General features: G+C 46.8%; 20 protein-coding genes. 11 read left to right on the top strand and 9 right to left on the bottom strand.

Going from position 1 to position 23,489, the window contains the following annotated elements:
• From dnaA to OO778_RS00030, 6 genes are all read left to right on the top strand, one after another.
• On the top strand, nt 1–1,407 hold the full coding sequence (gene dnaA, locus OO778_RS00005; RefSeq protein WP_005378835.1) for a chromosomal replication initiator protein DnaA: 1,407 nt from the start codon (nt 1–3) through the stop codon (nt 1,405–1,407).
• Between the two features lie 63 nt (nt 1,408–1,470).
• Nucleotides 1,471–2,571: a DNA polymerase III subunit beta gene (gene dnaN / locus OO778_RS00010; RefSeq protein ID WP_005394106.1), complete on the top strand. Its 1,101-nt coding sequence runs from the start codon at nt 1,471–1,473 to the stop codon at nt 2,569–2,571.
• 9 nt (nt 2,572–2,580) lie between these two features.
• Nucleotides 2,581–3,660, top strand: a complete 1,080-nt coding sequence (gene recF / locus OO778_RS00015; protein ID WP_005394107.1) for a DNA replication/repair protein RecF — start codon at nt 2,581–2,583, stop codon at nt 3,658–3,660.
• Between the two features lie 13 nt (nt 3,661–3,673).
• Nucleotides 3,674–6,091, top strand: a complete 2,418-nt coding sequence (gyrB, locus tag OO778_RS00020; RefSeq protein ID WP_074190063.1) for a DNA topoisomerase (ATP-hydrolyzing) subunit B — start codon at nt 3,674–3,676, stop codon at nt 6,089–6,091.
• Between the two features lie 347 nt (nt 6,092–6,438).
• Entirely contained in the window at nt 6,439–6,855 is a 417-nt protein-coding gene (locus OO778_RS00025; RefSeq protein WP_012841260.1) for a GreA/GreB family elongation factor, read from the top strand.
• 532 nt (nt 6,856–7,387) lie between these two features.
• Nucleotides 7,388–7,825: an Hsp20 family protein gene (locus OO778_RS00030; RefSeq protein WP_005394114.1), complete on the top strand. Its 438-nt coding sequence runs from the start codon at nt 7,388–7,390 to the stop codon at nt 7,823–7,825.
• 84 nt (nt 7,826–7,909) lie between these two features.
• Here the strand turns inward: OO778_RS00030 and OO778_RS00035 are convergent, their stop codons facing one another.
• The 5 genes from OO778_RS00035 to OO778_RS00055 form a co-directional block, all read right to left on the bottom strand.
• Nucleotides 7,910–9,163, bottom strand: a complete 1,254-nt coding sequence (locus OO778_RS00035) for a valine--pyruvate transaminase (protein ID WP_182034702.1) — start codon at nt 9,161–9,163, stop codon at nt 7,910–7,912.
• 221 nt (nt 9,164–9,384) lie between these two features.
• A complete protein-coding gene (locus tag OO778_RS00040) occupies nt 9,385–11,469 on the bottom strand; it encodes an alpha-amylase (RefSeq protein WP_264910437.1) in 2,085 nt (694 codons plus the stop codon).
• A gap of 218 nt (nt 11,470–11,687) precedes the next feature.
• A complete protein-coding gene (gene glyS / locus OO778_RS00045; RefSeq protein WP_182034706.1) occupies nt 11,688–13,754 on the bottom strand; it encodes a glycine--tRNA ligase subunit beta in 2,067 nt (688 codons plus the stop codon).
• A gap of 12 nt (nt 13,755–13,766) precedes the next feature.
• On the bottom strand, nt 13,767–14,684 hold the full coding sequence (glyQ, locus tag OO778_RS00050; RefSeq protein ID WP_048625586.1) for a glycine--tRNA ligase subunit alpha: 918 nt from the start codon (nt 14,682–14,684) through the stop codon (nt 13,767–13,769).
• 178 nt (nt 14,685–14,862) lie between these two features.
• Entirely contained in the window at nt 14,863–15,006 is a 144-nt protein-coding gene (locus OO778_RS00055) for a hypothetical protein (RefSeq protein WP_012841258.1), read from the bottom strand.
• A 162-nt stretch (nt 15,007–15,168) separates the two neighbouring features.
• On the opposite strand from OO778_RS00055, the gene OO778_RS00060 reads away from it, so the two are divergent.
• Nucleotides 15,169–15,723: a TMEM165/GDT1 family protein gene (locus OO778_RS00060; protein WP_005394122.1), complete on the top strand. Its 555-nt coding sequence runs from the start codon at nt 15,169–15,171 to the stop codon at nt 15,721–15,723.
• 206 nt (nt 15,724–15,929) lie between these two features.
• A complete protein-coding gene (locus OO778_RS00065; protein WP_031780377.1) occupies nt 15,930–16,190 on the top strand; it encodes a hypothetical protein in 261 nt (86 codons plus the stop codon).
• 42 nt (nt 16,191–16,232) lie between these two features.
• Here OO778_RS00065 and tusA read toward each other — a convergent pair whose 3' ends face one another.
• Nucleotides 16,233–16,481, bottom strand: a complete 249-nt coding sequence (gene tusA, locus OO778_RS00070) for a sulfurtransferase TusA (protein ID WP_104969977.1) — start codon at nt 16,479–16,481, stop codon at nt 16,233–16,235.
• A gap of 133 nt (nt 16,482–16,614) precedes the next feature.
• Between tusA and OO778_RS00075 the strand changes: the two genes are divergently transcribed.
• Both OO778_RS00075 and OO778_RS00080 read left to right on the top strand, forming a co-directional pair.
• On the top strand, nt 16,615–16,797 hold the full coding sequence (locus OO778_RS00075) for a hypothetical protein (RefSeq protein WP_264910441.1): 183 nt from the start codon (nt 16,615–16,617) through the stop codon (nt 16,795–16,797).
• Between the two features lie 166 nt (nt 16,798–16,963).
• The gene (locus tag OO778_RS00080; RefSeq protein WP_005378881.1) at nt 16,964–17,908 is read left to right on the top strand and encodes a LysR substrate-binding domain-containing protein; all 945 of its coding nucleotides are present in this window, start codon (nt 16,964–16,966) and stop codon (nt 17,906–17,908) included.
• Between the two features lie 51 nt (nt 17,909–17,959).
• Here the strand turns inward: OO778_RS00080 and OO778_RS00085 are convergent, their stop codons facing one another.
• The 3 genes from OO778_RS00085 to fadB all read right to left on the bottom strand — a co-directional run bounded on the left by OO778_RS00085 (nt 17,960) and on the right by fadB (nt 22,583).
• Nucleotides 17,960–18,940, bottom strand: a complete 981-nt coding sequence (locus tag OO778_RS00085; protein WP_047010269.1) for an MDR family oxidoreductase — start codon at nt 18,938–18,940, stop codon at nt 17,960–17,962.
• A gap of 281 nt (nt 18,941–19,221) precedes the next feature.
• Nucleotides 19,222–20,397, bottom strand: a complete 1,176-nt coding sequence (gene fadA, locus OO778_RS00090; RefSeq protein WP_074190071.1) for an acetyl-CoA C-acyltransferase FadA — start codon at nt 20,395–20,397, stop codon at nt 19,222–19,224.
• 14 nt (nt 20,398–20,411) lie between these two features.
• On the bottom strand, nt 20,412–22,583 hold the full coding sequence (gene fadB / locus OO778_RS00095) for a fatty acid oxidation complex subunit alpha FadB (RefSeq protein ID WP_074190072.1): 2,172 nt from the start codon (nt 22,581–22,583) through the stop codon (nt 20,412–20,414).
• A 261-nt stretch (nt 22,584–22,844) separates the two neighbouring features.
• Here fadB and OO778_RS00100 point away from each other — a divergent pair, with 261 nt between their 5' ends.
• A complete protein-coding gene (locus tag OO778_RS00100; protein ID WP_005378891.1) occupies nt 22,845–23,468 on the top strand; it encodes a YigZ family protein in 624 nt (207 codons plus the stop codon).
• Nucleotides 23,469–23,489 lie beyond the last annotated feature (21 nt).

The following is a 23,489-nucleotide window of genomic DNA, read 5'->3' on the forward strand; positions in this document are numbered from 1 at the left end:
GTGTCATCTTCGCTTTGGCTGCAATGTTTGCAGCAGCTTCAAGAAGAGCTACCAGCTACAGAATTCAGCATGTGGGTTCGTCCGCTACAAGCGGAGCTCAATGACAATACTCTCACTCTATTCGCGCCAAACCGCTTTGTGTTGGACTGGGTGCGTGATAAGTATCTGAACAATATTACTCGCTTACTGCAGGAATACTGTGGTGGCGACATTCCTAACTTACGCTTTGAAGTGGGGAGTCGACCTGTCTCTGCTCCAAAACCAGCGCCGACACGTACGCCTGCAGATGTGGCTGCGGAGTCATCTGCACCTGCGCAATTACAGGCGCGTAAGCCAGTACACAAAACCTGGGATGACGACGCTCAAGCGATTGCGGCGATCAATCACCGCTCAAACATGAACCCAAAACACAAGTTCGACAACTTTGTTGAAGGTAAGTCGAACCAACTGGGTTTGGCTGCGGCGCGTCAGGTATCGGATAACCCAGGTGCAGCTTACAACCCACTATTCCTATACGGCGGCACGGGTTTGGGTAAAACCCACTTATTGCATGCGGTGGGTAACGCGATTGTGGATAACAACCCGAACGCGAAAGTGGTCTACATGCACTCAGAACGTTTTGTGCAAGACATGGTGAAAGCGCTGCAAAACAATGCGATTGAAGAATTCAAACGCTACTACCGCAGTGTGGATGCACTCCTTATCGATGACATCCAATTCTTTGCTAATAAAGAACGTTCGCAAGAAGAATTCTTCCATACCTTCAACGCACTATTGGAAGGTAACCAGCAGATCATCTTAACGTCTGACCGTTATCCTAAAGAAATTAATGGCGTTGAAGATCGTCTTAAATCTCGCTTTGGTTGGGGTCTTACTGTTGCGATCGAGCCGCCTGAGCTTGAAACGCGTGTGGCGATCTTGATGAAAAAAGCCGAAGATCACCAAATCCACCTTGCTGATGAAGTGGCATTCTTCATTGCCAAGCGTCTGCGTTCGAACGTTCGTGAGCTCGAAGGTGCACTGAACCGTGTTATCGCTAATGCGAATTTCACTGGTCGTCCAATTACGATTGATTTTGTTCGTGAAGCGCTGCGCGATCTGCTTGCTCTGCAAGAGAAGCTGGTAACTATCGACAACATTCAAAAGACGGTGGCGGAATACTACAAGATAAAAGTGGCTGACTTGCTGTCCAAACGTCGCTCTCGTTCTGTAGCGCGTCCTCGTCAGCTGGCCATGGCGTTAGCAAAAGAGCTAACCAACCACAGCCTGCCTGAAATTGGTGATGCGTTTGGTGGCCGCGATCATACGACCGTACTTCATGCGTGTCGCAAGATTGAGCAGCTGCGTGAAGAGAGCCACGATATTAAAGAAGATTACTCTAACTTGATTCGCACCCTGTCCTCGTAATCGGTTAGAATAACGGTATTCTAAGCAAATCATTTATTGAGCTGACAGCGTAAAGAGCCAAGCATGAAATTTACCATTGAACGTAGTCATTTAATCAAACCGCTACAGCAGGTTTCGGGCGCTTTAGGTGGCCGACCAACTCTGCCAATCCTGGGTAACCTACTTCTTAAAGTAGAAGAGAACGTATTGTCGATGACGGCAACCGATCTTGAAGTAGAGTTAGTAAGCAAAGTGACGCTAGAAGGTGATTTTGAAGCGGGCAGCATTACCGTTCCTTCGCGTAAGTTTCTCGATATCTGCCGTGGTTTACCGGACGATGCGATCATCACATTTGTTTTAGAAGGTGATCGCGTACAAGTTCGCTCTGGTCGCAGCCGTTTCTCATTGGCAACGCTTCCTGCGAACGATTTCCCTAATATTGAAGACTGGCAAAGCGAAGTGGAAGTATCACTGAGCCAAGCTGATCTACGTACGCTGATCGACAAAACTCAGTTCTCGATGGCGAATCAAGACGTTCGTTACTACCTCAACGGTATGTTGTTTGAAATTGACGGTACCACGCTACGCAGCGTGGCGACGGACGGCCACCGTATGGCGGTATCGCAAACTCAGCTAGGTGCGGATTTTGCGCAGAAGCAAATCATCGTGCCACGCAAAGGTGTGCAAGAATTAGTGAAGTTGATGGATGCACCAGAGCAGCCCGTAGTACTTCAGATCGGTAGCTCCAATGTTCGTGCTGAGGTGAATAACTTTACTTTTACCTCTAAGTTGGTTGATGGTCGTTTCCCTGACTACCGCCGCGTATTGCCTCAGAGCACCAATAAGACCCTAATAGCAAGTTGTGACGAGTTGCGCCAAGCCTTTTCTCGTGCTGCGATTCTTTCCAACGAAAAATTCCGTGGCGTGCGTGTGAATCTGGCTGATACTGAAATGCGCATAACCGCGAATAACCCAGAACAAGAAGAAGCGGAAGAGATGCTTGATGTGACCTTTGAAGGTGACGCCATCGAAATCGGCTTTAACGTAAGCTATGTGCTTGATGTTCTGAACACGTTGCGTTGTGAAAATGTACGTGTGTCGATGTCGGATGCTAACGCTAGCGCATTGATTGAAAATGCCGACGATGACAGTGCCATGTACGTGGTGATGCCAATTCGTCTATAAGCCAACTGAATGCCTCTTTCTCGTCTCATCATTCAGCAGTTTCGAAACATTAAAGCCTGTGATATTGAGTTATCAGCAGGCTTTAACTTTCTTATCGGGCCGAACGGCAGCGGTAAAACCAGTGTCTTAGAAGCGGTTTACCTGCTCGGGCATGGCCGCTCATTCAAGAGCTCTCTCACCGGACGAGTGATACAAAATGAGTGTGACGAACTGTTTGTTCATGGTCGTTTTTTGAACTCGGATCAATTTGAGCTACCTATCGGCATTAATAAGCAGCGTGATGGCTCAACAGAGGTTAAAATAGGCGGTCAATCTGGACAAAAATTAGCGCAGTTGGCACAAGTTCTGCCTCTGCAGTTGATACACCCAGAAGGGTTTGATTTACTGACAGATGGCCCTAAACATCGTCGCGCGTTTATTGATTGGGGCGTGTTTCATACCGAGCCCGCTTTTTATCAAGCATGGGGAAGGTTCAAGCGCCTGAACAAGCAGCGCAACGCGTTGTTGAAAACCGCCAATAGTTATCGTGAACTCAGTTATTGGGATCAGGAAATGGCAGGGTTGGCTGAAAACATCAGCCAATGGCGAGCAAGTTACATCGAGCAGATGAAAACCGTCGCCGAAACTATCTGTCAGACATTTTTGCCAGAATTTGAGATCCAATTGAAGTATTATCGTGGCTGGGATAAAGACACCCCATACCACGAGATACTAGAAAAGAATTTTGAGCGTGATCAGGCATTGGGATACACCTTTAGTGGCCCAAACAAAGCTGATTTGCGCATTAAAGTGAACGGAACGCCCGTTGAAGATGTTCTGTCACGCGGTCAGTTAAAACTCATGGTGTGTGCATTGCGTGTCGCGCAAGGGCAACACCTGACAGAGATGACCGGTAAACAATGCATTTACCTAATTGATGACTTCGCGTCGGAATTAGATAGCCAACGTCGCAAGCGTCTTGCTGACTGCTTAAAAGAGACGGGCGCACAAGTATTTGTAAGCTCTATCACTGAAAGCCAAATCGCCGATATGTTGGACGATAACGGTAAATTGTTTCATGTGGAACATGGCAGGATAGAGTCAAACTAGAAGAGAGAAACTCATGTCTGAAAATTACGATTCATCGAGTATTAAGGTACTGAAGGGTCTGGATGCGGTACGTAAGCGTCCAGGAATGTACATCGGCGATACGGACGACGGCACCGGCCTTCACCACATGGTTTTCGAGGTGGTGGATAACTCAATTGATGAAGCGTTGGCAGGTCACTGTAAAGACATCGTTGTGACAATTCATGAGGATAACTCGGTTTCCGTTAGCGATGATGGTCGTGGCATTCCAACAGAAATCCACTCAGAGGAAAATGTCTCTGCAGCAGAAGTAATCATGACGGTTCTTCACGCGGGTGGTAAGTTCGACGATAACTCATACAAAGTATCGGGTGGTCTTCACGGGGTAGGTGTTTCAGTGGTAAACGCGCTATCTGAGAAAGTTGAGCTGACGATTCATCGTGGTGGCCATATCCATACGCAAACCTACCGCCATGGTGAGCCTCAAGCGCCACTAGCTGTTGTGGGTGATACGGATAAAACCGGTACGCAAATTCGTTTCTGGCCAAGTGCCGAGACCTTCTCTAACACTGAGTTCCACTATGACATTCTGGCGAAACGCCTGCGTGAACTGTCATTCCTGAACTCTGGTGTATCGATCAAATTGGTTGATGAGCGTGAAGCGGACAAACATGATCACTTCATGTATGAAGGTGGTATTCAAGCGTTCGTTGATCACCTAAACACCAACAAAACGCCAATCATCGAAAAAATCTTCCACTTTAACTCAGAGCGTGAAGACGGCATTTCAGTTGAAGTGGCGATGCAATGGAACGATGGTTTCCAAGAGAATATCTTCTGCTTTACCAACAATATCCCACAGCGTGATGGTGGTACTCACCTTGCTGGTTTCCGTGCTGCGCTAACACGTACATTGAACAGCTTCATGGATAAAGAAGGTTTCTCGAAGAAAGCGAAAACCGCGACTTCAGGCGACGATGCGCGTGAAGGTCTAACTGCGGTTGTTTCGGTGAAAGTGCCAGATCCTAAGTTCTCAAGCCAAACTAAAGACAAACTGGTTTCTTCTGAAGTGAAATCAGCTGTTGAGTCTGCAATGGGTGAAAAACTGTCTGAGTTCCTGATTGAGAACCCGACAGAAGCGAAGATGGTTTGTTCGAAAATCATCGATGCAGCACGTGCACGTGAAGCAGCGCGTAAAGCTCGTGAAATGACGCGCCGTAAAGGTGCACTAGACCTAGCTGGCCTTCCAGGTAAACTTGCAGACTGTCAGGAAAAAGATCCGGCACTCTCTGAACTATACATAGTGGAGGGTGATTCGGCAGGCGGCTCCGCAAAACAAGGCCGTAACCGTAAGAACCAAGCAATCCTACCGCTAAAAGGTAAGATTCTTAACGTAGAAAAAGCACGTTTCGACAAGATGCTGTCTTCGCAAGAAGTGGCCACTCTGATCACTGCACTTGGTTGTGGTATCGGTCGTGACGAGTACAACCCAGACAAGCTGCGTTACCACAACATCATCATCATGACCGATGCCGATGTCGATGGTTCGCACATCCGTACGCTACTATTGACCTTCTTCTATCGTCAAATGCCAGAGCTTATCGAGCGTGGTTACGTGTACATCGCTCAGCCACCACTTTACAAAGTGAAAAAAGGCAAACAAGAGCAGTACATCAAAGACGAAGAAGCGATGAACCAATACCAAGTATCATTGGCTCTGGATAATGCATCGCTACACGTAAACGCAGAAGCACCAGCATTGGCAGGTGAAGCACTAGAGAAGCTTGTTCAACAGTATAATGCGGGTATTAAACTGGCGGAACGTATGAGCCGTCGTTACCCAAGTGCTTTGGTAAACGAGTTGATCTACACTCCTCGTCTAACGCCTGAGCAATGCCATGACGCATCAGTTGTTGAAGCGTGGACGAAGCAGCTTATTGAGCAGCTGAATGCGAAAGAAGTGGGCGCTAGCCAATACAGCTACGAAGTTGAACAGCACGAAGAACTAGGCTTAAACTTGCCTAAGATCGTGGTTCGTACTCACGGCGTGACGCACGAACATGCAATTAGCATCGATTTCCTAAACTCGAAAGAGTACGGCAAATTGGCTGATCTATCAGAAGCACTGGATGGGCTTCTGGAAGAAGGCGCGTACATCAAACGTGGTGAGCGTACGATGTCAGTAGCAAGCTTTGCAGAAGCGCTTGATTGGTTGGTTAAAGAGTCAATGCGTGGTCTGAGTCGTCAGCGTTACAAAGGTCTAGGTGAGATGAACCCAGATCAGCTTTGGGAAACAACTATGGACCCAGAAACGCGTCGCATGATGCAAGTAACGATTGAGGATGCGGTAGGCGCAGACCAATTGTTCACAACACTGATGGGTGACCAAGTAGAACCTCGTCGTAACTTCATCGAAGAAAACGCGCTGAAAGTAGCGAACTTAGACGTGTAACGACAACTTGTCTTAATAGGAAAAAGCAGCGAGAAATCGCTGCTTTTTTTTGTTTTAACCACCAGTGAAAAATCGCCATTTTCTGCCAAGACTTTGGTTTTTCTGGTGCTAACTGCCAATAACCTGATCAAGCTTGCCATTTTATTTCTGTTTTCTTTTTTTCTCGCCATTTTGTTCGCTTGGGCGCTTTTGCTTTCTTTTTTCTGCTCGCTATAGTGCTGAAGAGCTGATGAATAAGGAGGTTGAGAAAATGGTGATGACTTTCCTGAACTAAGCCGGAGGTGATGCACTTCCGGTTCAATGCACTGAATTTATTTGTAAGACAAGGCATTAAGAAGGAAATAATCATGTTTGAACGCTGGTTCTCGGCGTACTGTTTGGCGCTGCGAACTTGGTGGTTAACCAGTCGCTTTTTAACCTATCAATCACCACTAAGGTTGTTGTCACTCTTTGAAACTTACGAGCAACAAGCCCATTGCCGTAACCGAGCTCGTATTGCGGTTGGGGATACGGTTCGCTTAGTGGATGTTGAGCGTGCTTATCAATATCGCATGACGTTAGTCAACTCGCACAAGAGCCAACCGATGACAGGTATGCTCGCGGTCGATTCTTATTTGGGATCCCGTTTATTAGGGCGAGCTAAAAATGATGCGTTCGAAATAGAAATTTTTAATCAGCGACGCTGCTTTGTGATTACTGAAATTGTTCATCAATCGCAGCCACCAGCGCAGAAAATGCTGTGTGGCTGTCTGTTGTGTCAATAAATAGAGGTGAAGTCATGAGTAAGAAAGACAAGAAACAACCACAGTTGAGTCTGAAAGAAAAGCGTAAGTTAAAACAGGAAAAAGCGGCAGAAAAGAGCGTTGTAAAAGCGCGTAAATCCTCCCGCAAGTAGAGTGCAGATTGAGCCCACCAGAAAGGTGGGCTTTTTAATACCGATTGCAAAGCGAGGGTAAACTGACCTTTCTGGGGAGATAGCGAGCGCACTTAAAATTTTTTATTTTTTCCCTTGAAAGTCATTTTTGACGACCTTATATCTAGTTGTGAAGAGGATGACTGGCTTGCTAGAGACTAGAAGACAGCCCTCTGGAATCGCTAAAACGAGATCGCTCAAAAGAGGATATGGTGTTTTAGCACACAACTTAAACCTTTAGATTCAATATCATGTCTCCGAGCCAAACCAAGGCCAGTGGAATGATAAGAATCTCTTAGTTCGGCGTCGGTTTTTGCATAAACACGCCAGTAGGATGAAGTTCATCCGAACTAAGACTATTGCTTAATTAAGAGGATAGATTTATGCGTAACGTAGATTTCTCACCACTATACCGTAATGCAATTGGCTTTGATCGTCTGCTAAACCTGATGGAAGCGAATACAGCGAAAAATACTTCTGGCGGTTACCCTCCGTACAACATCGAGCAAAAAGATGAGCACAACTACCGTATTACTATGGCAGTTGCTGGTTTCTCTGAAGACCAACTCGATCTAACTCAAAATGAAAACATGTTGATCGTGAAGGGCGAGCGTAAAGCAGAAGAAGGCAAAAACTACGTGTACCAAGGCATTGCTGAGCGCGACTTTGAACGTAAATTCCAGCTAGCGGATTATGTCAAAGTGACTGGCGCTTCAATGGAAAACGGCCTATTACACATTGACTTGGTTCGTGAAATTCCAGAAGCAATGCAACCACGTAAAATTGCTATCGGCAGCAACAACCTGCTAGAAAATAACTAATCAGCAAGTAATTTGCTTATAGAGTGAGAAAGAGCGCCAGTTGGCGCTCTTTTTAATTGGAGTAGCCGAAGCGATTGCTTCGTATTACAGACCTTGCTGGTAAGCCTTTTCAACTTCTTCCGCGATAATCGCAATCCCTTTCTGCATCATCTCATCGTCTTGAACGTAGTTCATGCGTAAGCACTGATGAGCATGGTCCCACTCGTCTTTCTGACCAATAAAGAAGTACTCACCCGGAACAATCAATACGCCACGCGCTTTCAAGCGTTGGTACAACTCCATTGTCGTAATTGGCAGCTCATCAAACCATAACCACAAGAAGATCGCCCCTTCAGGTTTGTGAATACGGAAGCGCTCATCGGTAATCGCTTCTTGCAGCAGTTCAACCGCACGTTGCGACTTCTGCTTGTAAAACGGCTTAATCACCTCTGAACTCAGTTTAAGCAGGTCGCCTTTAGCGATGATGTGGTTTGCCAGCGCTGGACCCACACTGCCTGGTGCTAGGCTGATGATGCCGTTCATATTGGTTAACGCTTGAGTGATTTCTTCACTCGCAATCACAATCCCGCAACGCACGCCAGGCAAGCCAAGTTTGGATAGGCTCATGCACAAGATGGTGTTTTCATTCCAGAACGGTTCGACATCTTCAAAGATGATGTTCGGGAACGGCAAGCCGTAGGCGTTATCGATGATCAGTGGGATGTTGTTTTCACGTGCGAGTTTGTCCAGTTTACGCACTTCTTCGTCTGTCAGTACGTTACCCGTTGGGTTGGTTGGGCGAGATGCGCAGATTGCCGCAACAGAATCGTCGACGGTTAGCTGTTCAAAATCGACGTGGTATTTAAACAATCCGTTATCTAACAGCTCGATTTCTGGGTGGTAAGAGACAAAAATATCTTCATCAATGCCAGCATCACCATAGCCGATGTACTCAGGCGCGATAGGCAGTAGCACCTTCTTATGCGAACCGTCAGGCTGTTTACCTGCGAGTAAGTTGAACAAGTAGAAGAAGCCACTTTGGCTGCCGTTAGTTAGGCTGATGTTCTTCTCTGAAATCTCCCAACCGTAAGTTTCACGGAATAACTGAGCCAGCGCTTTCACGAACGCGTCTTTACCCTGCGGCCCATCGTAGTTGGCGAGTGCGGCGACGAGTTCGCCACTGGCGAGCATTTCCTCACTGGCTTGGTGAAAGTAATCGAGCATGGCAGGAATGGCGGCTGGGTTGCCTCCACCGAGCATGATGGCACCTGGTGTGCGTAGACCATCATTCAAATCGTCCATTAACTGCGTGATACCTGAATACTGATTAAATTTTTCACCAAACTTTGAGAACTGCATGCTGACTGATACCTAATTCATTGTGATTGCTTATGTGTATTGAATGCTGATGAAACATCAGCTTATAGAGTAATACTTGACCTTACCCTAATGTTATTACGACGCAAAGTGTGAATTTACTCGAAGAAGAAAAAAGTGTGTCATCTGACCAGATGATGGGGATATGAGCAGTGAACAGAAAAGGGAAGCGAAATGCTTCCCTTGCTGGTGGAGTGAATCGGCTATTCGCCAGTGTAGACGATCAGCACTTTGTCGTCGTGGTATTGGCGCTCGAACGCGTAATACCCTTCTTGATTGCGAGTGATGTGTTTGCCTTGCGCAACCGCTGGGTGGCGTTGACGGAACTCGCCGAGTTTTTGCCAATGTTGCAGCAAGTCTTCACGTTCGCCATGAATCTTATCCCATGGCATATCAGAGCGAGTACCTTGAGTAGGATCGGAGCCAGTCACGCCAAAGTCACGAGCAATCTCATCGCCGTAGTAGATTTGGACTGCACCCGGAGCCAGCATTAGTGCATTGGCAGCGCGTGCTTGGTCATCGAAGCTGCGGCTGCGTGCCGACCAAAACAGTTGAGTATCGTGCGAAGACAGGTAACTCAACACGTTGAACTCAGGATCGGAGTTAATACGTTCCGCGTAGCGGCGATAATCGCTATCGAGTTGCGCAAAGCATTTCAGCGCTTTTGGTGCTACATCAGATTGGAACTCGAAGTTGATGATGGAATCGAAGCCGTTATCGAAATACGGGCTTTTCACCACGCTGTGCGCCCATACTTCACCCGTCATCCAGAAAGGTAGGTCATCCAAGGCTTTATCTGGGTTGTTTTGCTTCCACTGGGCAAGCGCTTGGGTGGTGCTGGCTTTCAGATCTGCCCACGCTTCCATTTCAACGTGTTTGGCCGTGTCAACGCGGAAGCCATCAATGCCGTAGTCGCGTACCCAGTCGGATAACCACGTAATCAGATGTTCACGTGGGGTTTGTAGCTCATCTTGCGCATTGGTGTCTTTATTGCGGAAGAAGTTTGGTAGTCCGGTTTTCTGAGTCGATTCGGTTTTTAGATCCGGTAGGTAGTTCAAAGACATGGTGATGTCGTTGTAGCCCGGAGCATCGTAGTCACCAATGTCGGTGCGGATCCAATCTTTGCCCCACCATTTATCCCACGCTTCGCTATCACTGTATTTGATGTAGTCGTTGAAGCTGTGCCAGCTTTGTCCTGATTTTGGCTGCCAGTCGGTCCATTTTTCACCAAGGACTTCTTTGGCTTCTTGGTCATCAAGGTAAAGCTGACCAAATCCGAATTCCTGCATGTCTGCTAATGTTGCGTAGCCAGTGTGGTTCATGACCACATCCCAAATCACGCGGATGCCTTTCTTGTGGGCAGTATCGACGAAGGTTCTGAGTTCATCTTCGGTACCCATGTTGGCATCAAGCTTGGTCCAATCTTGATGGTAGTAGCCGTGGTAGCCGTAGTGTTTAAAGTCACCTTTGTCACCGCCGCCAACCCAGCCATGGATTTGTTCCAGTGGTGAGGTTATCCAGATAGCATTCACACCAAGTGATTCGATGTAATCGAGTTTTTTCGTCAGACCCGCTAAGTCACCACCATGGAAGGTACCAATCTCGTATTTTCCGTCTTTGCTGCGACCGTAGCTGTTGTCGTTGTCTGGGTTGCCGTTATAGAAGCGGTCAGTCATGACGAAGTACACAGTAGCGTTATCCCAGCTGAAAGGTTTTTCTGCTTGTTGCTCAACCTCTTCTAGCAATAGCAGACCTTGGCTCATTGGGCCCGGCTGCATGGTTACGCTGCCATTTGTAACTATAGTTTCTTGTCCGGTTAAGGCATCGCGAACGACAGTGCCATCATTAAAGGTTTGAGCAACGTTGATGGTTTTTGGCGTATCGGTTGCGACAGGGCAAGAGTAGGTGATGTATTGGTTCTGTTTGGGTTTGAGCCTAACAGTTAGCTCGTTAGTAGTTGGGTTGAGCGTAAACTGATAGGTGTTGGCTTTGAAGATGCGCAGCGGCATTTGGGCATCTGTGGCGCAATTATCCATTTTTAATGGACGATTGAATTTGATGCGATCTTCTTCTGCTAGAGCAAAGCTGCTGCCGCAGGTTTGGTTGCTGTCGGCAATGGTAAAGGTATAGCTGCCTTTTTCGAGTTTTTGCTCGGCGACAAGTAAGCCGTTAGAGTTTGCTTCGAAGACGGCTGTATCGTCTCCGACGCTCAGTACGATAGCATTTTCTGGAATCTGGCTGCAGGCGCTCAATAGTCCAATAGAGAGTGCGAGAATTGTTTTTTTCATTGTGTCCTTCCCCCGAATAAACAGTCCAGTTATAGCAAAACTGAGCCTCTACAATCCGAGCTCTGCACCAACAAGTTAAACGTGTCTCACCCTACAAATTTTTGCCTTGTTCACAAAATGAATAATAAGAACCGATTATCTCCGTTTAAAGACAACAAAAAAGGGAAGCCGACGCTTCCCTTTACTTATCTCTTAATCACTTCTGAATCAGTAATGAATTACTTTTGAAGGACAGAGATATCTGCGACCTGTAAGAACAGGTTACGCAGGTTGTTCAGCAATGTCAGACGGTTCTTCTTAAGTGCTTCGTCGTCTGCCATTACCATTACGTTATCGAAGAACGCATCCACTGGCTCACGTAGATCTGCTAGCTTGCTTAGGGCTTCTTGGTAGTTACCGGTCGCAAATGCAGGCTCTAGTGCTTCAGTCATGACTTCAACGCTTTCTGCTAGTGCTTTCTCTGCGTCTTCTTGTAGCAATGCTAGGTCAATTTCTTCTGCTAGTTCGCCGTCGAATTTCGCTAGGATGTTACCTACACGCTTGTTCGCCGCTGCTAGAGACTCAGCTGCTTCTAGTTCACGGAAGTGAGAAACCGCTTTAACTCGTTGGTCGAAGTCAGCAGGTTTCGTCGGGCGACGAGCTAGAACCGCTTGAATGATGTCTACGCTGAAGCCTTCGTCTTGGTACCAAGCACGGAAACGACCAAGCATGAATTCAATTACGTCTTGCTCAACGTTTTCGTTAGTTAAGCGGTCACCAAACAGTGATTTCGCTTTCGCAACGAGGTCAACAAGATCTAGGTTGTAACCGTATTCAACAATGATACGTAGTACACCTAGAGATGCGCGACGTAGTGCGAATGGGTCACTGCCTTTTGGCGCTTGACCAATACCGAAGATACCGACGATTGTGTCTAGCTTGTCTGCCATTGCAACTGCGGTTGAAACGCCGTTTGATGGCAGTTCATCACCTGCGAAACGAGGCATGTATTGCTCGTTCAGTGCGACTGCAACTTCTTCTGCTTCACCGTCGTGACGAGCATAGTGCATACCCATCACACCTTGAGTATCCGTAAATTCGAATACCATTGAGGTCATTAGGTCACATTTCGCTAGTAGACCAGCACGCTTTGACTTTTCAACGTCAGCACCGATTTGCTCAGCAATGTAGCCAGCAAGTTCAGTGATGCGGTCGGTTTTGTCTTTGATCGTACCCAGTTGCTTTTGGAAGATCGCTTGCTCTAGTTCAGGAAGACGGTCGATAAGCGGACGCTTACGGTCTGTGTTGAAGAAGAACTCTGCGTCAGCAAGACGAGGACGAACCACTTTCTCGTTACCTTCGATTACGTAACGAGGCTCTTTTGATTCGATGTTCGATACGAAGATGAAGTTAGGTAGTAGCTTCTTGTTTTCGTCATAAACAGGGAAGTACTTCTGGTCACCTTTCATGGTGTAAACCAACGCTTCAGAAGGCACTTTTAGGAACTCTTCTTCAAACTTCGCTGTTAGTACCACTGGCCATTCAACCAGAGACGTGACTTCTTCTACTAGGTCATCTTCTAGGTCAGCGATACCGCCAACCGCTGCTGCCGCTTTTTGTGCGTCAGCTAGGATGATTGCTTTACGCGCTTCGTAATCTGCCATTACTTTACCGCGCTCTTCTAGGATCGCAGGGTATTGCTCAGCAGAATCGATAGTGAACTCTTGTTCACCCATGAAGCGGTGACCACGGATAGTGCGGTCAGAAGCGACACCAAGGATCTCGCCTTCGATTAGGTCGCTGCCCATCAGCATGGTTAGCGTCTTAACTGGACGGATGAACTGAGTTGTTTTGTTACCCCAGCGCATTGGTTTTGCGATAGGTAGGTTTGCTAGTGCTTTCGCTGCAAGTTCAACAACGATCTCAGACGTTGGCTGACCTTTCACTTCTTGTTTGAACAGTAGCCATTCGCCTTTATCTGTAACCATGCGCTCTGCTTGGTCAACAGAAATACCACAACCGCGTGCCCAGCCTTGAGCCGCTTTGGTTGGGTTGCCTTCCGCGTCAAACGCTGCAGAAACCGCAGGGCCACGTTTTTCAACGATTTTGTCTGATTGGCTTTCTGCTAGTGCCGCGACTTTAAGTGCAAGACGACGAGGAGCCGCAAACCATTTCACGCCTTCGTGAGCTAGCTCAGCGCCTTTTAGTTCTGCTTCGAAGTTTGCTGCGAATGCTTCAGCTAGCGTACGAAGTTGCGTTGGTGGTAGCTCTTCTGTACCTAGCTCGATTAGAAATTCTTTTGCCATGTTCTCTACCCCTTACGCTTGTTCTTTCTTACACATTGGGAAGCCAAGAGCTTCACGCGATGCGTAGTATGCTTCTGCTACTGACTTAGTCAGATCGCGGATGCGCAGGATGTAACGCTGACGCTCAGTTACTGAGATCGCTTTACGCGCGTCTAGTAGGTTGAATGCGTGACCAGCTTTTAGAATGCGCTCGTAAGCAGGTAGTGGCAGTGGCTTTTCAAGCTCAAGCAACTCTTTACACTCTTTCTCACACTGCTCGAAGAAACCAAATAGGAATTCAACGTCTGCGTGCTCGAAGTTGTAAGTCGATTGCTCTACTTCGTTTTGGTGGAAGATATCACCGTAAGTCACTTTGCTGCCGTCTGGTGCGATGTTCCAAACTAGGTCGTAAACCGAGTCTACTTCTTGGATGTACATTGCTAGACGCTCGATACCGTAAGTGATTTCGCCAGTGACTGGTTTACACTCAAGGCCGCCAACTTGTTGGAAGTAAGTAAACTGAGTCACTTCCATGCCGTTTAGCCAAACTTCCCAGCCTAGACCCCATGCGCCTAGTGTTGGGTTTTCCCAGTTGTCTTCTACGAAACGGATGTCGTGTACAAGAGGGTCAATACCAAGAACTTCAAGGGAGCCAAGGTACAACTCTTGAATATTGTCAGGCGATGGTTTTAGCGCTACTTGGAATTGGTAGTAGTGCTGAAGACGGTTAGGGTTTTCACCGTAACGGCCATCAGTAGGACGACGTGAAGGTTGTACGTAAGCTGTCGACATTGGCTCTGGGCCAAGCGCTCGTAGACAGGTCATTGGGTGAGAGGTACCCGCACCCACTTCCATATCTAGCGGTTGAACAATGGTACAACCATTTTGAGCCCAATAATCCTGCAGCGCGAGGATCATTCCCTGGAAGGTTTTGATATCGTATTTTTGCATAAGTCAGGTTCGCGCGATTCTCTTGTTACTCGTTAATTCGTCATCTATGCCGAGTTTTTCAACTCTAACAACGGCGATAAAGAGTAATTACGGTTGAATAAATTAACAATCTAGTATAACCAGATATTGAGCATGGGAGTAGAGCTAATCTTGATTAATTCGTGGGCGATTTTCTCCTTTAATGAATTTTTACCGCGTTATCTGCTGTATTTTTCTTAAAAGGGAGTTTTTGCCTGCTTTGGCTCTTGAGAAGCGCAACAAAGGTGGCTAGAATTGCGCCTGTCTTTGGGGAGTAGCTTACCTGATGAAGTTTCTGTTTCATCTGGTTCGTCCGTCAACATAATTGGTGCAAAATCACCATGGCGTTCGAGACTTGAAGCCTTTCAAGTTTAGCAAGACCTTAGACAAATCATCACGAACCGGGGTAGGGGCGTGAGGTTTGTCTTTGGTTAAATATAATAATCCCTGCCCCAATGAGCATGTCGTGAGCGTTTTAGCTATTTCAATTACTACTGTAGCGTTAGCAGAAATTGGCGATAAGACCCAATTGCTATCTCTATTACTCGCAAGTCGTTACCGCAAACCAATCCCAATTATTGCAGCAATCTTTTTGGCAACCATTGCCAACCACGCTTTGGCTGCATGGTTAGGTGTGGTTGTCGCTGACTATTTATCACCTGAGATTTTAAAGTGGGTGCTGGTGGTCAGTTTTGTCGCGATGGCGGCTTGGGTGTTGATTCCTGATAAGTTGGATGATGACGAACAGATTTCAAACCGAGGTCCTTTCATTGCCAGCTTTATTGCTTTCTTTGTGGCTGAGATTGGCGATAAAACTCAGATCGCTACTTCTATCCTAGGCGCGCAGTACGCGGATGCGCTGAGTTGGGTCATACTTGGCACGACCATTGGTATGCTGTTGGCTAACGTGCCTGTGGTGTTAATTGGTAAGCTTTCAGCAGACAAGATGCCCTTGGGTTTGATTCGTAAAGTCACCGCTATTTTGTTCGTGTTGTTGGCGATTGGTGCGGCCTTCTTTTAATGTTTTTAGGCGGATAACGCAGCCTGAAAATGAAAAATGTTATCCGCGAACAATCGTTAAAATGATGCAAATAATCAATAACTAGCGAATTAGTGGCGTAGCTCAAACTCTGACTTAAAATCGCTCCGTAGCGTGACGGATGACATATTAGTGTCATACTTGTCATGGTAGTTTAATGGTGTGAATGATAGCGAGAGGGCAAGTTTATGCTTACACGTTACATGGGGATGACCCCAAAGAGTCAGAGTTATTTATTCACCTTTGGTTTGGCGCTGTGCTTGTTAGCGATGGTACTGACTGATATGTGGTTGCCGATTGTGGCAGGATCGTTCGTTCTTACTGGATTAACAGTAGAGGCGTGGATTCGCGTAGCCCACATCATTCCTATGCATGAAGAGATGAGGGCAATGAAAAAACAACTCAACAAGCTCCAATCAGAAGTTCGCACACTCGAATACGATGAATAAACAAACGGCAGCCAATCGGCTGCCGTTTTTAATTCGACCAGATTATTCCAATCCTTTCTTGATCAGGTACTGATACGGAACTTGCTCCGTTTGTGCCGCGACTAATTGGTGGTCCATAAAACGGCAGAAACTCGGAATGTCTCGAGTCGTGGATGGGTCATCTGCTTTGACCAGCAAAATCTCACCATCTTGCATGTTGCGAATTGTCTTCCTGACCATCATCACTGGCTCTGGGCAGCGCAGTCCTTCCGCCTCTAATGTCTTTGTTGCCAGTTCAGGATTAAAGCTCATAGTGTGATTCTCGTAACTAACTTAGCGGTGAATTCTACGTTCGTTGAAAAAATATTCAATAACCACTTGGCAAACGGAATTTTTTGTTTTACCTTAAATTAACAATTTGGTAACAACTGGCAAGGGAGAGGCAATGTTAACAGCGTTAGACAGACTTACGATTTACTCCGTACTTTGTTTTATCTCGTTTTGTGCTTTGGTACTCAGAATGCCAGCTGACACCTCTTTGATGCCTCTTGTAGGCATGGTTGCCACTATTATTGGGATTTGGATCGAGATGCGCAAATGGTCAGGTGCATCTGAGCAAGAAAATTAGCGCTTTTTGCTTCGATCAGAATACTTTAATAACGCTCACCTATTTTTACCGACACTTCATTCCGACACTATCCCCATTTTTCTTGGGCTTCCCCGCTGAAAGGCGGGATTTTTTTTGCCTGAAGAGTACAATTTACCCAAACACATACAAAATAAGTGGCTAATTCGTGGAACTGGAAGACATCTATCGCCGAGATTTAAATTTACTGGTTGCGTTGCGAGTACTGATAGAAGAAAACAGTGTCAGTAAGGCGGCAACACGTCTGAATTTGAGTCAATCGGCAATGAGTCGTGTGCTTGGTCGTCTGCGTGACTTATTGGGAGACCCGCTGTTTACTCGTCAGGGGCAGCATTTGATCCCAACTCAGAAAGCGTTAGAGATCGATCGCTCATTAGGCGAGCCATTAGAGTCTTTACGTCAGTTGTTATCTCCGGTTGAGTTTGACCCATTGCAATGCGTACAGACTTTCAACATCGTGACCACCGACTATGCCATGCAAACGATCTTACCGTTCGCTTTGCCGAGAATTTACCAAGAAGCGCCGAATGTGTCGTTTAACTTTTTGCCTTTGCAGCATGACCGTTTATCCGATCAGTTGACTTATGAAGGGGCAGACTTAGCGATTTGTCGCCCGACAGGTCCGGTGGAGCCGCTACGCAGTGAAGTGTTGGGGCGAGTGGGGGTGCTGTGTATGCTTTCAAAACAGCATCCATTAGCGGATAAAGAAATGAGCTTGGATGATTATCTGAGTCATCCACATGCCATGATCGCCATCAGTGATGGTGTTAAGGCACTGATCGAACAAGCTTTGATGGAGAAACCTAAGCGTAAAATGGTTCTGCGGGCTTATCATTTAGAAGCCGCATTGGCGATCATGGATACCTTGCCAATTATCATCACAGTGCCAGCGGACTTGGCGTATCTGGTTGCCGAGCGTTATGACTTGGTGGTGAAACCATTACCATTCCAATTTACTCCATTTGAATACTCGATGATTTGGCATGCACGTTGCGAGCATTCTCCTGCTCAAGAATGGTTAAGAACGATTGTGCGTGAAGAATGTAGCCGTCTAATAGCTAAGCGTATCGAAGATATGGGACTAAACTGCTAACAAAAAGAGCCAGCAATGCCGGCTCTTCGTCTGTTTATGCTGAGTCAGTGTTTATAGCTTGATAACCACACGACCTGTTACTTGACCGTTGGTGATGTCTTCTGCGTATTTTGGTGCTTCTGCTAGTTCTACTTCAGTACATGCTTGCTCGAAATAGCTGTCTGGTAGTAGTTCAACCAGTTTTTCCCATGCTGCGATGCGTTTCTCTGTTGGACACATTACTGAGTCCACACCTTGTAGACGAACGTTACGTAGGATGAACGGCATCACTGTAGTTGGTAGATCAAAACCACCTGCAAGACCACAAGCGGCGACTGCACTGTTGTAATCCATTTGCGCCAATACTTTTGCTAGTACTTTGCTGCCGACGGTGTCTACCGCACCTGCCCATACTTGCTTTTCAAGTGGACGTGCTGGTTCTTCAAATTCAGTACGGTCAATGATGCGGCTAGCACCTAGTTTTTCAAGTAGCGGACCGTTTTTCTCTACACGTCCTGTCACTGCTGCAACTTTGTAGCCAAGCTGCGCTAGGAGCGTTACTGCTACCGAGCCTACGCCGCCACTTGCGCCCGTTACTAGGATTTCACCAGCTTCAGGTTTGATGCCTGCATCAAGCAGTGCTTGAACACATAGCATACCAGTGAAGCCAGCAGTACCAACCATCATTGCTTTTTTGCTGTCTAGACCTTTTGGTAGTGGCACTAGCCAATCCGCTTTTAGACGAGCACGTTGAGCCATGCCACCCCAATGGTTTTCACCCACGCCCCAGCCAGTTAAGACCACTTTGTCACCAGCTTGGTAACGCGAATCTTCAGAACTTACAACCGTACCCGCTAGATCAATGCCAGGTACCATCGGGAAGTTACGGATGATTTTACCTTTACCTGTGATCGCCAAACCATCTTTGTAATTCAACGATGAGTAATCGACTTCAACCAGAACGTCACCTTCCGGCAGTTGTGTTTCATCGATTTGCTCGATACTAGCGATAGTGCGTTTGTCTTCTTGGTTTAGAACTAGAGCATTAAACATAAGGTTCTCCGAAATTGCGTTAGCGTGACTCAGTTGCCACATACAGCAAGATATTAACTGTCTATAAGTCTATGTCTTCTCTATCTATGAATAAAATGAAAGTTACTCATTTCATGTATGCTTTGTATGCATATTTACTGTGTTTGGCGTAAAACAAAGGGCGACATCTGATGTCGCCCTTAAGTGTAATACTAAATTATTTTAGTATTTATTCATTTCATGCTGGTTGTTGAGTAGATCACTACGACCATCGTCGTTTTGAGCCTACTTCACTCAAAGCGTTAAGGCCTCTCAAATACGGTCGCTATACCCTGACCCAAACCGATACACATGGTGGCTAGACCGTATTTCGCGTCTTTCGCTTCCATTAGGTTGATCAACGTTGTTGAGATGCGTGAACCAGAACAGCCTAGTGGATGACCCAATGCTATCGCACCACCGTTAAGGTTGACCTTCTCATCCATCACATCAAGCAGACCTAAGTCTTTCGCACATGGCAGAGACTGCGCTGCAAATGCTTCGTTTAGCTCAACCACATCCATGTCTTCAATTGAAAGACCAGCACGCTTGAGCGCTTTTTGCGTCGCAGGTACAGGGCCGTAACCCATGATGGATGGATCGCAACCTGCGATCGCCATGCCCTTAATACGTGCGCGAATTTTCAAGCCAAGCTCATTGGCTTTCTCTTCACTCATGATCAGCATCGCTGATGCGCCATCAGATAGCGCCGATGATGTACCGGCTGTTACTGTACCGTTTGCTGGGTCAAACACAGGACGAAGCTGAGACAGACCTTCAACGGATGTTTCAGGGCGAATCACTTCGTCGTAATCCAGAGTGAACAGTGTACCGTCAGCCGCATGGCCTTCAATTGGTAGGATTTCGTTTTTAAAGCGACCCTCTACGGTTGCTGCGTGCGCACGAGCGTGAGAGCGCGCGGCAAACTCGTCTTGTTGCTCACGGCTAATGCCATGTAATTTACCAAGCATTTCAGCCGTTAAGCCCATCATGCCCGCAGCTTTTGCTACGTTCTTTGACATACCAGGGTGAAAGTCTACCCCGTGGTTCATCGGCACATGCCCCATGTGCTCAACGCCACCAATTAGGCAGATTTCAGCATCGCCAGTCATGATCGCACGTGTACCGTCATGCAGCGCTTGCATGGATGAGCCACACAAACGGTTAACCGTCACAGCGCCAATTTCAATCGGCAGGCCCGCGAGTAGCGCGGCATTACGTGCAACGTTAAAGCCTTGCTCTAGTGTTTGCTGTACACAACCCCAGTAGATGTCTTCAATCTCGCTTGGGTTCACTTGTGGGTTACGTGCAAGAATGCCTTTCATTAGACGCGCAGATAGATCTTCTGCTCGTGTATGACGGAAAGCACCACCTTTAGAGCGACCCATTGGAGTACGTAGACAATCGACTACGACAACATTTCTTGTTTGATTAGTCATTTTAGAATCCCTCCTTAGATAGAACCTTGCTGTTGTGCACCGTAAAAGCTTTCACCTTTCGCCGCCATATCAATCAGCATTTGCGGTACTTGGTACATCGCACCTAGCTCGGCATGTTGTTTTGCCATTTCAACGTATTCAGCAATACCCACGCTGTCTAGATAGCGGAATACGCCACCGCGGAATGGAGGGAAACCAAGACCATAAACCAATGCCATGTCTGCTTCCTGCGGAGTAGCGATGATGCCTTCTTGAAGGCACAGCACCACTTCGTTGATCATTGGAATCATCATACGTTGAATGATGGTCTCATCGTCAAAGTCCTGCTTATCGGCACAAACGTCAGCAAGTACTGGTAAGATCGCTTCAGAGAAGGTTTTCTTCGGCTTACCTTTTTTATCTATGGTGTAGCTGTAGAAGCCATTACCATTTTTCTGACCATATTTGTCTGCTTCGAACAGTGCATCAATCGCATCACGACCTTGTTTACCCATACGCTCAGGGAAACCGTCAGCCATCACAGCTTGTGCGTGGTGCGCGGTATCAATGCCGACTACGTCAAGCAAGTACGCCGGTCCCATCGGCCAGCCAAACTTACGCTCCATGACTTTGTCGATTTTCGTAAAGTCAGCACCATCACGAAGTAGCATGCTGAAGCCGCCAAAGTATGGGAACAATACGCGGTTAACGAAGAACCCTGGGCAGTCATTAACGACAATTGGTGATTTGCCCATTTTCGCAGCATACGCCACAACACGATTGATGGTTTCATCAGAGGTGTGCTCACCACGGATGATCTCTACAAGAGGCATACGATGCACTGGGTTGAAGAAGTGCATACCACAGAAGTTTTCTGGGCGTTTTAGTGATTTTGCCAATAGGTTGATAGGAATCGTCGAGGTGTTTGAGGTGATAACGGTGTCGTCACCGACATGGGATTCAACTTCACTCAAAACTGCTGCTTTTACTTTCGGATTTTCAACGACAGCTTCAACAATCACATCAGAGTTTTCAATACCTGCGTAATGTAGGCTCGGTGTGATTGACGCTAAAATACCCGCCATCTTAAAGCCATCAATGCGACCGCGAGATAAGCGTTTATTCAGCAGCTTAGATGCTTCAGTCATGCCTAGGTCGAGCGACGCTTGTGCGATGTCTTTCATTAAGACAGGCACACCTTTTAGCGCTGATTGGTAAGCAATGCCGCCACCCATGATACCTGCACCTAATACGGCTGCACGTTGCGTGTCTTTACTTGCTGACTTCGCTGCTTTTTTCGCAATGCCTTTGATGTATTGATCGTTAAGGAATAGGCCAACCAGTGATTTTGCTTCTTCCGATTTAGCCAATTTCACGAAGTGCTTACGTTCAATGTCTAACGCTTCATTACGTGCAAAGCGAGCACCTTCTTCAATCGTGATAACGGCTGTCATTGGGGCAGGGTAGTGAGGACCGGCTTTCTGTGCCACTAGACCTTTAGCCATGGTGAAGCTCATCATTGATTCAAGCTTACTCAGCGTTAGCGGAGATGTTTTCTGTGCTCGGCGTGCTTGCCAGTCAAGTTTCTCATTAATTGCAGAGTTCAGCGTTTGTAGTGCCGATTCGTATAAAGCATCAGTCTCTACAACAGCATCGAGTAAGCCAATTTTCAATGCTTCATCAGCTCGGCATGCTTTACCTTGGGTGATGATTTCCATTGCGCTGTCTGCGCCAATAACGCGAGGTAAGCGTACACAACCACCAAAGCCCGGCATGATTCCCAGTTTCGTTTCTGGTAGGCCGATGCTGGTGGTTTTGTCACCAATACGCATGTCTGTTGCTAGCACACATTCACAACCGCCACCAAGAGCGTGGCCTTTGATCACCGAGATGGTCGGAACGGGTAAGTCTTCTAATTTGTTAAAGATGCTGTTAGCAAATTGCAGCCATTGGTCGAGCTCGGCATCCGTTTTAGCAAACAGACCTAAAAACTCGGTAATGTCTGCGCCTACAATGAATGCGTCTTTATCTGAAGTGAGCAACAACCCCTTGAGGCCTTGATGGGCAATGAGCGCATCAAGAGCTTTATCTAGCGATTCCAATGTCGCTAGGTCGAGTTTGTTGACGGATTTTGGAGAGCAGAAGCTTAGCTCTGCAATACCATCTTGTATTTCCTTTACCTGTAGGGTTTCGGCTTGGTAAATCATTGTCTATCTCCATGACATACAATCGTGGATTGTCTGTATACCTATTTCAACGACGCCGTGTACCTCGGCAAATAGGTATCGAGGAAGTCGTTTTATTTTTGTTCTGGTTTGACCAGTAAAGTTAGTTTGGATCGTGGATTGTCTAATTTCAATACATTTTTTAAACAAGTGTTTAACATTGTGCGCTGTGGCAGATCTTATGCGACGGGTAAATCACACTCGTGATAGACTTCAGGCAAATAGACCTGAATCCATAATCCTATGAATGACAAGCCTTATCTGATTCCAGCAGAGCCTGCTCAATTTGAAGAAGAAATTAAAAAGAGCGTATTCATTACTTATTTGGCGCACACGCCAAGTATCGAAGCTGCAAAAGCATTTGTTGATCAAATCAAAGCTAAACACGCTGATGCTAGACATAACTGTTGGGGCTTTGTTGCTGGTCGCCCGGAAGATTCAATGAAATGGGGCTTTAGTGATGATGGGGAGCCGTCCGGAACTGCAGGCAAACCGATCCTGGCGCAGCTGTCTGGATCTGGGGTGGGGGAGATCACGGCAGTGGTCACGCGATACTCTGGTGGAATCAAGTTAGGTACAGGCGGCTTGGTTAAAGCGTATGGGGGCGGGGTACAACAAGCGCTCAAGCTGCTTCAAACTATTGAGAAAAAAATAACCACAAAGCTCAGACTAACGTTAGACTATGGGTTTATGCCGATCGCACAGTCAATCATGCCGCAATTTGGTGCGATAGAAGTCGAGGCTGAATACAGCGATCAGGTCGTATTAGTGGTGGAAATTGAGCTTCGAGAAGTGAGCGCGTTTACCCAAGCAATCATCAATAAAAGCGGGGCAAAGGCAATTGTCACTCCGCTAGACGGACAATAATGAAAAACAGGAAGCAACAGG

It is taken from the genome of Vibrio sp. STUT-A16 (assembly GCF_026000495.1).
GTDB lineage: Bacteria > Pseudomonadota > Gammaproteobacteria > Enterobacterales > Vibrionaceae > Vibrio > Vibrio diabolicus.